Origin of the sequence: Paraburkholderia unamae, from assembly GCF_003268775.1 — a bacterium.
Taxonomy (GTDB): domain Bacteria; phylum Pseudomonadota; class Gammaproteobacteria; order Burkholderiales; family Burkholderiaceae; genus Paraburkholderia; species Paraburkholderia unamae.
On record NZ_QLSU01000005.1, the window covers coordinates 331,515 to 344,879 of the forward strand.

General features: G+C 65.0%; 16 protein-coding genes and 1 tRNA gene. 11 read left to right on the forward strand and 6 right to left on the reverse strand.

Annotated features, from left to right (window positions below; translation table 11 throughout):
- Positions 1-2 precede the first annotated feature (2 nt).
- On the reverse strand, positions 3-941 hold the full coding sequence (locus C7401_RS10990) for a YicC family protein (protein ID WP_112171388.1): 939 nt from the start codon (positions 939-941) through the stop codon (positions 3-5).
- Positions 942-1,253: 312 nt separating this feature from the next.
- On the opposite strand from C7401_RS10990, the gene rph reads away from it, so the two are divergent.
- The 4 genes from rph (at position 1,254) to C7401_RS11010 (ending at position 4,027) form a co-directional block, all read left to right on the forward strand.
- Positions 1,254-1,994 carry a ribonuclease PH gene (gene rph / locus C7401_RS10995; RefSeq protein WP_112171389.1) on the forward strand — a complete coding sequence of 247 codons (741 nt, stop codon included), beginning with the start codon at positions 1,254-1,256 and terminating at the stop codon, positions 1,992-1,994.
- Positions 1,987-2,658, forward strand: coding sequence for an RdgB/HAM1 family non-canonical purine NTP pyrophosphatase (gene rdgB / locus C7401_RS11000; protein ID WP_112171390.1), 672 nt, complete (start codon positions 1,987-1,989; stop codon positions 2,656-2,658). The genes rph and rdgB overlap by 8 nt, the downstream gene beginning before the upstream one ends.
- 44 nt (positions 2,659-2,702) lie before the next feature.
- On the forward strand, positions 2,703-3,872 hold the full coding sequence (gene hemW / locus C7401_RS11005) for a radical SAM family heme chaperone HemW (protein ID WP_220092813.1): 1,170 nt from the start codon (positions 2,703-2,705) through the stop codon (positions 3,870-3,872).
- 65 nt (positions 3,873-3,937) lie between these two features.
- Positions 3,938-4,027 (forward strand) — tRNA-Ser (locus C7401_RS11010).
- A gap of 97 nt (positions 4,028-4,124) precedes the next feature.
- On the opposite strand, the gene C7401_RS11015 is transcribed toward C7401_RS11010, so the two are convergent.
- Genes C7401_RS11015 through C7401_RS11030 form a run of 4 tightly spaced genes read right to left on the reverse strand, consistent with a single transcriptional unit; the run spans position 4,125 to position 6,465 of the window.
- The gene (locus tag C7401_RS11015) at positions 4,125-4,757 is read right to left on the reverse strand and encodes a hypothetical protein (protein WP_146757900.1); all 633 of its coding nucleotides are present in this window, start codon (positions 4,755-4,757) and stop codon (positions 4,125-4,127) included.
- 4 nt (positions 4,758-4,761) lie between these two features.
- On the reverse strand, positions 4,762-5,748 hold the full coding sequence (locus tag C7401_RS11020) for a PoNi-like cognate immunity protein (protein ID WP_112171393.1): 987 nt from the start codon (positions 5,746-5,748) through the stop codon (positions 4,762-4,764).
- A gap of 41 nt (positions 5,749-5,789) precedes the next feature.
- The gene (locus tag C7401_RS11025; RefSeq protein ID WP_146757901.1) at positions 5,790-6,017 is read right to left on the reverse strand and encodes a hypothetical protein; all 228 of its coding nucleotides are present in this window, start codon (positions 6,015-6,017) and stop codon (positions 5,790-5,792) included.
- A gap of 46 nt (positions 6,018-6,063) precedes the next feature.
- Positions 6,064-6,465, reverse strand: coding sequence for a hypothetical protein (locus C7401_RS11030; protein ID WP_146757902.1), 402 nt, complete (start codon positions 6,463-6,465; stop codon positions 6,064-6,066).
- Positions 6,466-6,896: 431 nt separating this feature from the next.
- Between C7401_RS11030 and C7401_RS11035 the strand changes: the two genes are divergently transcribed.
- From C7401_RS11035 to C7401_RS11060, 6 genes are all read left to right on the forward strand, one after another.
- Positions 6,897-7,889: a glycosyltransferase gene (locus tag C7401_RS11035; protein ID WP_112171396.1), complete on the forward strand. Its 993-nt coding sequence runs from the start codon at positions 6,897-6,899 to the stop codon at positions 7,887-7,889.
- A 1-nt stretch (position 7,890) separates the two neighbouring features.
- Positions 7,891-8,286, forward strand: coding sequence for a GtrA family protein (locus C7401_RS11040; protein ID WP_112171397.1), 396 nt, complete (start codon positions 7,891-7,893; stop codon positions 8,284-8,286).
- Positions 8,287-8,416: 130 nt separating this feature from the next.
- Positions 8,417-8,629 (forward strand): hypothetical protein, encoded by a 213-nt coding sequence (locus C7401_RS11045; RefSeq protein WP_112171398.1) that lies wholly within the window; start codon positions 8,417-8,419, stop codon positions 8,627-8,629.
- Positions 8,630-8,740: 111 nt separating this feature from the next.
- Positions 8,741-9,262 (forward strand): energy transducer TonB family protein, encoded by a 522-nt coding sequence (locus tag C7401_RS11050; protein WP_112171486.1) that lies wholly within the window; start codon positions 8,741-8,743, stop codon positions 9,260-9,262.
- Positions 9,263-9,693: 431 nt separating this feature from the next.
- The gene (locus C7401_RS11055) at positions 9,694-11,010 is read left to right on the forward strand and encodes an MFS transporter (RefSeq protein WP_112171399.1); all 1,317 of its coding nucleotides are present in this window, start codon (positions 9,694-9,696) and stop codon (positions 11,008-11,010) included.
- 157 nt (positions 11,011-11,167) lie between these two features.
- Complete coding sequence (locus tag C7401_RS11060) at positions 11,168-11,347, forward strand: hypothetical protein (protein WP_112171487.1); 180 nt, start codon at positions 11,168-11,170, stop codon at positions 11,345-11,347.
- A gap of 99 nt (positions 11,348-11,446) precedes the next feature.
- Here C7401_RS11060 and C7401_RS45530 read toward each other — a convergent pair whose 3' ends face one another.
- Complete coding sequence (locus C7401_RS45530; RefSeq protein ID WP_256094537.1) at positions 11,447-11,572, reverse strand: hypothetical protein; 126 nt, start codon at positions 11,570-11,572, stop codon at positions 11,447-11,449.
- 296 nt (positions 11,573-11,868) lie between these two features.
- Between C7401_RS45530 and C7401_RS11065 the strand changes: the two genes are divergently transcribed.
- Complete coding sequence (locus C7401_RS11065) at positions 11,869-13,266, forward strand: chloride channel protein (RefSeq protein WP_372460461.1); 1,398 nt, start codon at positions 11,869-11,871, stop codon at positions 13,264-13,266.
- The last annotated feature ends 99 nt before the right edge of the window (positions 13,267-13,365 follow it).

A 13,365-nucleotide genomic window follows, 5' to 3' on the forward strand; every position in this document is an offset into this window, starting at 1 on the left:
CTTCATTCGAGATTCTGGACCTGCTCGCGCATCTGCTCGATGAGCAGCTTGAGCGTCATCGAGGCATCGGCAAGTTCCTTCGCCGCCGCCTTCGAGCCAAGCGTGTTCGCTTCGCGGTTGAGCTCCTGCATCATGAAGTCGAGACGCTTGCCGACACGGCCGCCCTTCTCGATCACGTGACGCGTTTCATTGAGGTGCGCGGTGAGGCGCGAGAGTTCTTCGGCGATGTCGATGCGAATGCCGTACATCGTCACTTCCTGGCGAATGCGCTCAGCGATTTCCTCGCGCGAGATGTTGCCGATGCTGCCGCCGTTGCCGTTGCTGTCCGGCGCCGCGATGCCGAGCGCTTCCTGCAAGCGCTCGACGATCTTCTGCTGGTGCTTGGCGATGAGCTCCGGCACGAGCGGCGTGATGCGCGCGACGATGGTCTCCATTTCGGTGACATTGGCGAGCAGCATGTTGGCGAGTTGCGCACCTTCGCGACCGCGCACTTCGATCAGGTCGGCAATGGCCTGCTTGCCGCAGCCGAGCACGGCGTCGCGCAGCACCTCGGCCGCCACGCCGCTTTCCGCCAGCACGCCTGGCCAGCGCAGGATCTCGCCCGTGCGCAGACGGCCCGACTCGGGGAACGCATCGAGCACGGCCCGCTCGAGCGAGGCGAGCTGGTCGAGCGCGTCGCGGTTGAGCGCGCCTGCGTTGGCGCCCTGCTCGCTGCGCTGGATGTTGATGCGAATGTCGACCTTGCCGCGGGAGAGCTTCGTCATCAGCATCTCGCGCAGCGTGGGCTCGCACACGCGCACGTCTTCGGGCATGCGGAAGTTCAGGTCGAGAAAGCGCGAATTCACCGTGCGCAATTCGACGGAGACACTGGCGCCGCCCGTGCCCGATGCCGCTGCAAGCTCGCGCGTAGCGCTGGCATAGCCGGTCATGCTGTAAATCATGGTTCGTCTCGCGAAAAAGCCGTGGCGTCGTGCGGCGGGCGCGCGTGCCATGGCGGAGGAATCGAGGCGCCCGGCGTGTAGTCGCGAACGGTCAATGAACGGACGATAGCGCGGGGCGGAGAAACCGTATTATCCCATTTTTGGAGCCGCGTCCCCGCGAGCGCGAGCCCGCAAGCGCGCCCCGGCGCGGCGGCATCGCCGCCGCCTTCGCGCGCCCGCCCTGTGGCCATCGGGCGGCGCCCGTCGCGAGACACACGAAGGCGGTAAAATTACGCTTTCCCCTACCCTCTTTTGCCTCGCGCACGCCCCACGATGACCCAATCCATCCAGCGCCCCTCCGGCCGCGCCGCCGACCAGCTTCGCGAAGTCCGCATCACCCGCCATTACACGAAGTACGCCGAAGGCTCGGTCCTCGTGGAATTCGGCGACACCAAGGTGTTGTGCACCGCGAGCGTGTCCGAAAGCGTGCCGCCGTTCCTGCGCGACAAGGGCCAGGGCTGGCTCACCGCCGAATACGGCATGCTGCCGCGCGCCACGCACACGCGCAGCGACCGCGAAGCCGCGCGCGGCAAGCAAACGGGCCGCACCCAGGAAATCCAGCGCCTGATCGGCCGCGCCATGCGCGCGGTGTTCGACCTCGAAGCGCTCGGCGCGCGCACCATCAACCTCGACTGCGACGTGTTGCAGGCGGACGGCGGCACGCGCACCGCCAGCATCACGGGCGCGTTCGTGGCGGCCCACGACGCCGTCTCGAAGCTGCTCGCCACGGGCCGCATCGAACGTTCGCCGATCACCGACTACGTGGCGGCGATTTCGGTGGGCGTGTACGAAGGCGTGCCGGTGCTCGACCTCGACTATGCCGAAGACTCGCAGTGCGACACGGACATGAACGTCGTGATGACGGGCTCGGGCGGCATGGTCGAAGTCCAGGGCACGGCGGAAGGCGCGCCCTTTTCGCGCGACGAACTGAACGCGCTGCTCGATCTCGCGCAAAGCGGCATCCGCTCGCTGGTCGAGAAGCAGAAAGCGGCGCTGGAGATCACGCATGGCTGATTTGCGGCCGGCTTCACAACCGGATTCACAGGCGGATGCACAGGCTAAAACGGCGGCTGACGCGCTTTCGCGCGTCGTGCTCGCCTCGAACAACGCCGGCAAGCTGCGAGAGTTCGCGGCGCTGCTCGGCGCAGCGGGCATCGAACTCGTGCCGCAAGGCGCGCTGAACGTGCCCGAAGCCGAGGAGCCGCATCCCACCTTCGTGGAAAACGCGCTCGCCAAGGCGCGCCATGCATCGAAGCTCACGGGACTGCCCGCGATCGCCGACGATTCGGGCCTGTGCGTGCGCGCGCTGCGCGGCGCGCCGGGCGTGTATTCGGCGCGCTACGCGCAGCTTGCGGGCGGAGAAAAGAGCGATGCGGCGAACAACGCGCTACTCGTCGCCAACCTGAAAGATCACGCCGATCGCCGCGGCTACTACTACTGCGTGCTCGCGCTCGTGCGTCACGCCGACGACCCCGAGCCGCTCATCGCCGAAGGCCGCTGGCACGGCGTCGTGCTCGACGCGCCGCGCGGCGACAACGGCTTCGGCTACGACCCTTACTTCTACGTTCCCGAGCTGGAAGCGACGGCCGCCGAACTCGATCCGGCGCTCAAGAACGCGTCGAGCCATCGCGCGATCGCCCTGCGCCAACTGCTCGCGCGGCTCCAGGAGGAAGCGTGAGCCAGCAGCATCGCATCGGCATCGAAGTCGTGAAGTCGTTCACGATGCCAGGCAGCATTCGCCTCACTTCGCTGCCACCGCTCGCGCTCTACGTGCATTTCCCGTGGTGCGTGCGCAAGTGCCCGTACTGCGATTTCAACTCGCACGAGTGGAAAGGCGAGCGTTTCCCTGAAGACGATTACCTCGACGCGCTGCGCGCCGATCTCGAACAGGCGCTGCCGCTCGTCTGGGGCCGCCAGGTACATACGGTGTTCATCGGCGGCGGCACACCCAGCCTGCTTTCGGCGGCGGGGCTCGATCGCCTGCTCTCCGATGTGCGCGCGCTCCTGCCCCTCGACGCCGACGCCGAAATCACGCTCGAAGCGAATCCCGGCACGTTCGAGGCCGCGAAGTTCGCGCAGTTTCGCGCGAGCGGCGTGAACCGGCTTTCAGTGGGCATCCAGAGCTTCAACGAAGCGCATCTGAAAGCGCTCGGACGCATTCACGACGCGGCGCAGGCGCGCCATGCCGTCGAAGTCGCGGCGAGCACCTTCGACAACTTCAATCTCGACCTGATGTTCGCGCTGCCGCAGCAAACGCTCGACGAATGCCAGGCCGATATCGAGACGGCGCTCTCGTTCAAGCCGCCGCATCTGTCGCTCTATCACCTCACGCTCGAACCGAACACGTTGTTCGCGAAGTTCCCGCCCGCCCTGCCCGACGACGACCAGTCTGCCGACATGCAGGACTGGATTCACGAGCGCACCACAGCCGCGGGATACGGGCGCTACGAGGTGTCGGCTTATGCGCAGCCGGACCGGCAATGCAAGCACAACCTCAATTACTGGCGCTTCGGCGACTATCTGGGGATCGGCGCGGGCGCGCATACGAAGCTTTCGTTTCCGAACCGCATCGTGCGCCAGGCGCGCTACAAGCACCCGGCGACCTTCATCGAGCAGGCGCGCGCGGGCACGCCGGTCCAGGAAGAGCACGAAGTGAACGCACGCGACTTGCCGTTCGAGTTCATGCTCAACGCGCTGCGTCTCGTGGAAGGGTTTCCCGTACATCGCTTCATCGAGCGCACCGGCCTGCCCATCACGACGATCGAACCGGCGTTGCAGGAGGCCGAGCGGCGCGGGCTCATCACGCGCGACTACGAAAAGATCGCGCCGACGGAGCTCGGGCAGCGCTTCCTCAACGATTTGCAGGCGCTGTTCCTCAAGGACCCGCACTGAGGTCGACGCGGATCGTCTGGGCGAGTGCCGCCGCGCTCGCGTTTCGGGTTACAATGCGCGGCTCCGGAGGTGTGGCAGAGTGGTTGAATGCACCGGTCTTGAAAACCGGCGAAGGGGTAACCCTTCCGTGAGTTCGAATCTCACCGCCTCCGCCAAAAGTGAACAAAAAAGTCCCGCATAATCAATAACTTACGGGGATTCCGCTTTTTCGACCCACAAAATAACCCAGATCGGCGTCGAAGTCCGTACCGCTCAAACCTCAAGACGGCCGACACAGTGCCACTGCCCGAACTCCGGATCAAACAGTGCAATGCCGTCGCAGGTAGTCGGGTCGGCAACGACCGCACCCGCCATTGTGCGAAGTGCCAGGCTCGCCGCCTCGCTCAGACGCACCGCGTCCCATCCGCCGATCGCGTGATGCGTTTCGCGCCAGGCAAACAAGCCCGCCTGCTCGTGCAGCCCGTCGAGCATCGCCAGGGTCTCCGGATCGACCTCGAACCAGGGCGGATCGTTGGCCCAGATGTGTAGTGTCGTGCCATGTCGCCCCAACGCACCACCTGGGCGCAGCAGGATACGCCCGTCCTGCGTCGGCCATCCGGCGTGAATGCACGCAACCAGCCCGCGCCCGTCCGCATCACGAAAGTGGCCACCATCCAGCCGCGCAGCAGGGGTGACACGATACGTCTGTCCGAGATGCGCGAAGCGTGCGGCCTCAATCATTGCGTCCAGTGGCGACAGAAAGCAGAGGACCGCGCGGCCCTCGTCGTAGCTCTCTGTCGCGACGCGCAGTTTTCCATTCGCGTCCTCGTGGACGAGAACCCAGGCTGGCGGCGATATGAAAAACGGCACCGCGTCCGGGTGCCGGAATTGACGGTCGTGCATCATGCCTTCACTCTTCGCGGGTCGGGCCGCCGTCCTCTCGCCCCATCACGATCCACGTCACCGGGCCTTCCTGACGGTCTCGGCCAATGCCCTCGGGGAACTCGTCGCCCACCTTGAACATGCGTTCCTGGACAAATGCGCCCGGCGATTCGAGCACACCCCAGCGCCCGCTATACGGGCAGCGCTCGCCGGTCCTGCGCGAAATATGAGGCTTCTGCATTTCGCGCTGCGGGGCCAGTATCAGTTCACGTCCGAAGTCCACGAGGTCCTTCGGATAGAAGCGCGCGTCGCGGTAGCTGCTGTCGTCGATGTTCCAGAGCAGCGTCACCAGCCCGGCCTCGAAAGCCCAATAGCCGAAGAAGAACACGCCAAGGTTTTTGTGCCCGTCGTACCAGTAGCAATCCTTCATGCCGCCGTACCAGCGCTTCAGGTAGTCGGCCATTGCCCGCTGTTGCGCTTCGCCGTGCGTCTCGGTCGCGCTCAGCAGGTCAGCGTAGGGCTTCGCGTGGATCAGCGATTCACCCGGCAGGGAGACGCCCAAGCGGCCAAACAGCCGACTTACCAGCACGTCCTGGCCGTCCTCGGGATCGGTGCTGATCCATGTCGCGATGACCGGCACCCACTCCTTCATCCCGAGCAGCACCGCCAGCGACAGCAGCCACAACACGTACTGGTATGCGTCTCGCTCCCAGAGGCGTAGCCGCCCGTAATCTGGATACAACGCAAAGTGCGACTTGAACAATGCCAGGCATCGAGCGAAATCAGGCTTGAGTAAAGCCACCGCCTCACCAGCCGAGTAGCGGGCAACCAGAATTTCTAACGAAATAGTGCCTCTATCCCATGATAGACCGCGCTTATGTCCAGGGGATTTTTCTGGAGCCTCAAGCATTTGTTCAAGCTTCTCCAGCCGCTTCTCCTTGTACTCAAGTTTCTCGCGGTAATGGTGTTCGGGAAGCAAAGGCTCACGCCTGATCTTGTCAAATGGTTCATTCATTTTCTTAACTGTCCCTTCGTATGGCCATCGGACCAAGCCATTCAATTCACAGGCACTGTGACTGGCTTTCCAGTCGCATCCAGCAATGCGTTACCCTTCTCATCAAGCCTGGTAATGCTTGTGACCTTGCCATTCTCGTCAACGACCATTAGCCAAGCTTCATAGCCTTCGTCTTTGATCATATCGGCTGTTGCGTCGTCTCCAACGGCTCTGCCTATCCGTGGGCGAATCCATCCGTCACTCATCTGCTTGTCCGAACTCTTGGTCATGGGCAACTGGCTCGGGCTGAAGTCGCCGCCCGTCCGAAACTTCGTCTCAGTCAGGGTCCGCATCTCTAAATGAAATGACCGCTTCGTCACCGTCCAGTGCCGGGAAGTGCATGCCGGTCTGCCCGTTGCCCGCGAACGGTTTTGCGAGTCGTAGCGGTACGCTCTCGCCACCGTTGGGCCACGATTCGAAGTCCAGATCGAAGCGCACGACACGATCAATGACCGGCACGAGCCTCCCGTCCGCGACGGCGTGCTTCAGGAAGCGCTCAATGCCCGCGTTATCGGTCGGCTGGTTCCAGTGCGCGACATTCAGATGGTCGCGCACGAATGAGCGAATCGCGTCAATGTCCGTAGCAATGGTTCGCCGGAAATCGTATCCGGGTCGGAAGTAACGCGCGAAGGTACGCCTGTCATTTTCAAGCGCCTTTTGTTCGTCACCCGTGATCAAGCGAAGCCGGACACCAGTCGGGCTACGATATTCCGCCGCTGGGACAAGTTCGCAACTCCACGCGCCACAATTGAGCGCGACCGTCAGTCCGTGATATGACATCTCGCCCCCGGCCATGCCAGCACACCTGTGCCCATGCGCTGCCCTCCTCCGTGTCGATTTGAGCCGGGTATACGTAGCACGCGCGGTGAGAGCACACCTTGCGCTATCTGGGCAGGCGCGCAGTTGATGCAGTGAGCATTGGGCGTGGCCATCGGGGTAACATCACCAGCCGTAACAATGCCCGTACCAGCCAGTCCCCCCGCATTACCTGCTCATCACGCCGTGGCGCCGCGCTTCATCGCGCAAAACCGCGAGCAACGAATCCGCAAACGGGCCGCCCACATCGCCGCTCTATAATTGCGCGATCCAAAGAACACAACAGATTGCACATGGACCGCTCATCAGGGCTGCGTGGCTTGCAGCCTCCCACATCACAACCGCCGGGCACACAGCGCATCGCGGTGCTCGTGCCTTGCTACAACGAGGCGGCGACGATCGCCGACGTCGTGCGTGACTTCCAGCATGCCCTGCCATCGGCAACGGTCTATGTATTCGACAACAACTCGTCGGACGGCACAGCGGGCATTGCGCGCGAAGCCGGCGCCGTGGTGCGCGCCGTGTCCGACCAGGGCAAGGGCAACGTGATCCGCCGCATGTTCGCGGACGTCGAGGCCGACGTCTATGTGATGGTGGACGGCGACGGCACCTATGACGCGAAAGCGGCGCCGCAACTCGTCGACGCGCTGGTCTCGGGCGCGCTCGACATGGTGGTCGGCACCCGCGTCAGCGACGAACGCGCGGCGTACCGTCCCGGCCACCGCTTCGGCAACCGGCTGCTCACGCAGTGCGTGGCAACGCTGTTCGGCCGCACCTTCACCGACATGCTGTCCGGCTACCGCGCCTTCTCGCGGCGCTTCGTCAAGTCGTTTCCCGCACATGCGGCCGGCTTCGAGATCGAGACGGAGCTCACGGTCCATGCGCTGGAGCTGCGCATGCCGGTGGCCGAAGTCGCGACGCTGTACGGCGCGCGGCCGGAAGGGTCGGAAAGCAAGCTGAACACGTGGCAAGACGGTCTGCGCATCCTGCTCATGATCGTGCGGCTCTTCAAGGCGGAGAAGCCGCTGCTGTTCTTCTCGCTGGGCTTCTTCGTGTGCGCGCTGCTGTCGATCGTCCTCGCCGTGCCCGTGATCGACGAGTACCTGCGCACGGGTCTCGTTCCCCGGTTGCCAACGGCGCTGCTGTGCGCCGCGCTCATGCTGTTCGGCGCAATCCTGCTCACCTGCGGCATCGTGCTCGACACCGTGACGCGCGGCCGCGCGGAGGCGAAGCGGTTCGCCTACCTGCTGCATCCCGCCCCCAAACCCACTCGGGATCGACACTGACATGCGAACCCAGGTGCTGCGTTTTGCCGTGGCGGGCACGGTTGGTTTCGTCGTCGATGCGGGCGTGCTATGGCTTGCCCTGCGGCTTGGCTCCGGCTATTTCGTCGGGCGGGCCGCCTCGTTTCTGGCCGCGGTCTGGGTGACGTGGCAGATCAATCGGCGTTTTACGTTCGTCACCCATCGATCCGGCTCGGTATGGCACGAGTGGTGGCGCTATCTCGCCGCCATGTCGGCGGGCGGCTGCGTGAATTACGCCGCCTATTGCGCCGTGGTGCTGCTGCTGCCGCGCGCGGGCTTCGTGCCCTTCCTGGGCGTCGCGGCGGGTTCGGTGGCGGGCCTGGGCGTCAATTTCGCGTCGGCCCGCTGGTGGGTGTTCCGGCATCGGCCCCAACGATAGCCATGCCCGCGCCATTTAAGGGTCACACCTTGAATAGCGCGGCGGCGCACATCACGCGCCCGCTGTCAAATATCTAGGTGAAAACCCTAATCATGCGGTAAAATCCTACGCATTGAGGGGATTAGTCACCATGCCGCACCAATACCAACTGCTTGAGAAGTTCGCGTTTTCGCTCGTCGTCCTGTTCGCCGTGATGTGCTCCAGCTACATCGCATGGGAAAGCTCGCCCAATCTGCGCGAGAACTTCCAGGTCGGCAAGGAGCTGTTCCTGAAGAGCGGCGAATACTCGTATGCATGCGCCACGGTCGTCACCGATCCCTGCGCGCAATTCCCCGTCGAATAAGGCTTCACGCGTCACCGCGCGGTCATCCTGACGGACGCGGGACACTGCTGATTGCGTCTGCCGGCGTATGAACTAAGCTCGATTCAGGTTTCGCATCCGAGCCTGATCGACATGCTCATCCGCGCCCGCCTGTCCTGCGGTCCGTCCGCATCTCGCGCCGCCCTGGCACGGCGCCTTGGCCTGATTTTGCTGCTCGGTTTCCTCGGCGGCTTCAGCGCCTGCACCATCACACCGCCGCCCAAGCCGCTCCTCCTCATTCCACCCGCGGCGATCAACAGCGCCACACTCGACGACTACCGCACGGCCGTCGCGAAACACATCGTCGAGCGCAACCCGTCCTATGTCCTGCACGGCACACCGCAAGCCATGCTGCGCTCGCTCGTGGTCGTCTCGTTCACCGTCGATCGCAATGGCCAGATCGTGAAGTCGTCGGTTTACCGGACCAACGGCGACGACGACGCCGAAACCACGGCGCTCGCCACCCTGCGCCGCTCCGCGCCCTTGCCCGCGCCGCCCGGGCGCCTGCTCAATTCCGCCGGGCAGCTCGAAATGTTCGAGGACTGGCTCTTCAACGACAACGGCAAGTTCCAGTTGCGCACACTCGCCTCGCCGCAGGCGCAGAATTTCCAGTGACACCGGGTCCGCTGTGCGACGCCAGCGGTAATCGTTGCGCCCGCGCCTTTCGCCGCTCTTTCGCGCGCCTTGCTGGCCGGTACGCACGATCGTTATAATTTTTCGCTATCCCATGCCGGCGCCCGCCGGCCATGCCTCTCGCCACGCGCCATCCGCGCGGCCGCGCGAGGCCGCGACCGTGCTCCTTGCCCACTTGCGCCTATCGGCGCGGGCCCGGCCCGGTCCCGACGTCGCGCACGCAGCCCGCGTCGCGCGATGCATACTGGCGCGAGGCGTCGCCGGCTGACGGACGCATGCTTTGCGTCCTCCGCCAACCGCGCGCCCCGCCCCAGGCTTCGAGCCTGAACAAAGACGCCCGCGTCGCCTCGTGACAAGCGTGAAATCGCGAAACCGAGGCGCCAGCGCGCATCACAACGACTGGAGACCCCTGGATGTCCACCTCCCCCATTTCGCCCGCGCGCGCCGATGAGACGCAAGCGGGCAAGCAGCAAAGCACCGCGCGCGTGATCTTCGCGAGCTTCATCGGCACCGCGATCGAGTTCTACGACTTCTACGTGTACGCAACGGCCGCCGCGCTCGTGATCGGCCCCGTGTTCTTCCCGCATGGGTCGGCCACGGCGCAGGCGCTCTCGGCGTTCGTCACGTTCGGCATTGCGTTCGTCGCGCGCCCGATCGGCTCGTTCATCTTCGGCCATTTCGGCGACCGTATCGGCCGTAAATCGACGCTGGTGGCGTCGCTCCTCGTGATGGGCGTGTCCACCACGCTGATCGGCTTCCTGCCCGGCTATGACGCGATAGGCAGCCTTGCGCCGATCCTGCTGTGCATCCTGCGCTTCGGCCAGGGCATCGGCCTTGGCGGCGAATGGGGCGGCGCGGCGCTGCTCGCGACCGAGTACGCGCCGCAAGGCAAGCGCGGCTGGTTCGGCATGTTCCCGCAGCTCGGGCCGTCGGTCGGCTTCCTCGCCTCGAACGGTCTGTTCTTCGGGCTCGCCTCCACGCTCTCCGACCAGCAGTTCCGCGACTGGGGCTGGCGCGTGCCGTTCATCGTCTCGGCGGTGCTCGTCGCGCTCGGCCTCTACGTGCGCCTGAAGATCGCCGAAACGCCCGCCTTCAAGGCCGCTGTCGAGCGCGAGGAGCGCGTCAAGGTGCCGGTCGCCACGCTGCTCTCGAAGCACTGGGTGCCCACGCTGCTCGGCGCGCTCGCCATGGTCGTGTGCTACACGCTCTTTTACAACGCCACGGTGTTCTCGCTCTCGCACGGCGTGACGGCGCTGCATATCCCGCGCCCGACCTTCCTCGGCATGCTGTGCATTGCGGTGGTGTTCATGGGCATCGCCACGCCGATCTCGGCCTGGCTGTCCGACCGCTTCGGCCGCAAGCCGGTGCTGATCGTCGGCTGCATTCTGGCGATTCTCTCGGGCTTCACGATGCAACCGCTGCTCGGCAGCGGCGCGACGCCGCTCGTGCTGCTCTTCCTCGTGATCCAGTTGTTCCTGATGGGCGCCACCTTCGCGCCGATGGGCGCGCTGCTGCCCGAGCTGTTCCCCACCAGCGTGCGCTACACGGGCGCGGGCGTGGCGTACAACCTGGGCGGCATTCTCGGCGCTTCGGTCGCGCCGTATATCGCGCAGGTGCTGGCCGCGCGAGGCGGTCTGTCGTGGGTCGGCGCGTATGTGTCGATCGCGGCCTGCGTGAGCCTGTTCGGTGTCCTGTGCATGCGCGAAACGCGCCACACGTCGCTGAGCTGAGTTCGCCCGACGCATTCCCCGCAACAGCAAAAAAGCGGCATCCGCCTGGCGGATGCCGCTTTTTTTCATGCGCGCTTTTTTGATTGCTTCAGGCATGCGCGATGCGTGCCTATACTCGAATCAACAGGCGGGGAGTGACCTCCCGGGGGAGCCGAAGATGAACCTGCATCTGAGCAACGCCGACCTTGTTCTGATCATCGCCCTCGCCCTGGGCATTTCGCTCCTGCTGGCGTTTCGCCTGCGCACCGCAAGCTGGCGTGCCGTGTTGCTCGAAGCTCTGGCGGCGAACGCGGCGGCCATCGCCGCGGTCGTCGCGATCGAAATGCTGCTTGCCTGAATCGGCAGATCGCCGGATGGCGGTCGAGCCGCCCGCTCGCGCGACACTCACGCGAGGGACGCGCCATTCGTCAGGGAAGCATCTCGCGGTCCCCGGCCATCAACGATAGTAATAGCCATGGTGATATCCGCCGCCGTAGTAGCCGCCGGCCGGCACCACGACGCAGCCGCCCAGCGAGGCCGCAAGCAAGGCGCCGGCGATGAGGGTAAGCGTCAGTCGTTTCACGTTGTTCTCCCTTCAAGTCAATGTCTGTGTCCGGCCATTCGATGTCGGGCTGGACGGTTTCGATTGAACACGACGGCGAACCGTTGAGGCGTTGCAATTTGTAAGCAGCGGTGTGCCCCGTGTAACACGCCGCGCGAAACACGCGCTCCGGCGCGCTTTCTACGCCGCATGCGCCAGGCAACGGCGACACTTTTAACAACCGTGTAATGCGCGAGCGCCGGCCGCAGTGGCAAAGAGGTGCGCGAGGTGCATCGCTATAATCGGGGTTTTACGGCTCAAAAGAGGCCATGCGCTTGATGAACCCGAACCTCTCTTCGCTCGTCGTGCGGCGTGCTCGACGCCTCTGGCGGCAATACGGCGTGTTCTGGCTCGGCGCGATCGCCGTCGGCGTCGTGGCCGTGTTCTACGCGAAGCTGATCGACTGGGGCTACGAAGCGTTCCTGCACGTGCAAAAGCAGCACGTCTGGCTGCCGCTCATCATCACGCCCGCCGTAGCCGCCGTTGCGGTATGGCTCACGCGCACGTTCTTTCGCGGCGCGGAAGGCAGCGGCATTCCACAGGTCATTGCCACGCTACACGCCAAACCCGGCGAATCGGGCGAGCGCCTGCTCACGCTGCGTCTGCTCGTGGGCAAGATCGCCGTGTCGTTCCTCGCCATACTCGGCGGCTTCACCATCGGCCGTGAAGGTCCGACCGTGCAGGTGGGCGCCGCGCTGATGTTCAACATGCGCCGCCTCTATCCGCGCTCGAACGCGCTCATCGAGCACAAGCTCGTGCTCGCGGGCGCCGCTGCCGGTTTGTCCGCCGCGTTCAACACGCCGCTTGCCGGCATCGTGTTCGCCATCGAAGAACTCACGCGCACCTTCGAGGCGCGCGCAAGCGGCGTGGTGATCACGGCAATCATCATCGCGGGCGTGATCGCGCTCGGGATCAACGGCAACTACACGTATTTCGGCACGATCGAGGTGGGCGCGCACTTCCCCGACCTGCTCGCGGCGGCCGTGGTGCTCACAGCGATCGTCACCGGCATCGCGGGCGGCGTGTTCGGCTGGCTGCTCATCAACACCGCGCGCTGGATCCCCGCGCCGCTGCGCAAGCTGCACGCCGAGCGGCCTGTCGCGTTCGCCGCGCTCTGCGGCTTCGCCATCGCGCTCATCGGCCTCGTATCGGGCGGCACGACCTTCGGCAGCGGCTATGCCGAGGCGCGCGGGCTGCTCGACGGGCGCGAGCACCTCTCGCTTGCGTATCCGTTCCTGAAGATGGCGTCGATGGTCGGGTCTTACCTGCCCGGCATTCCGGGCGGCATCTTCGCGCCTTCGCTGTCGATCGGCGCGGGCTTCGGCAATCTGCTGCACGAGGTGTTCGGCAGCATGCAGTTGCCGATGCTCATTGCGCTCGCGATGGTCGGCTATCTCGCGGCGGTCACGCAATCGCCCATCACGTCGTTCGTGATCGTGATGGAGATGATCAACGGCCACGCGCTCGTGATCTCGCTGATGGCGACGGCGCTCCTTTCGAGCCGCATTTCGCGCCTCTTCGCACCGCCGCTGTATGAAACGTTGTCGCTGCGCTATCTCGCGCCGGCGCCCGCGAGCGTTGCGCCCGCGACGCCAGAAACCGGCGCCGACGACGTGCCCGCGGCGCTCGAACACAACGCGCCCGACGGCGCGGCAGCGGACGAATCGCGCCGCTGACGCGCGCCGGGCGTAGGCACGCTCGCGTCAGTAGATGACGACGGGCGCGGGCCGGTAATACATGGGCCGCGCGGGCACGACGATGCAACCGCCCAGGAT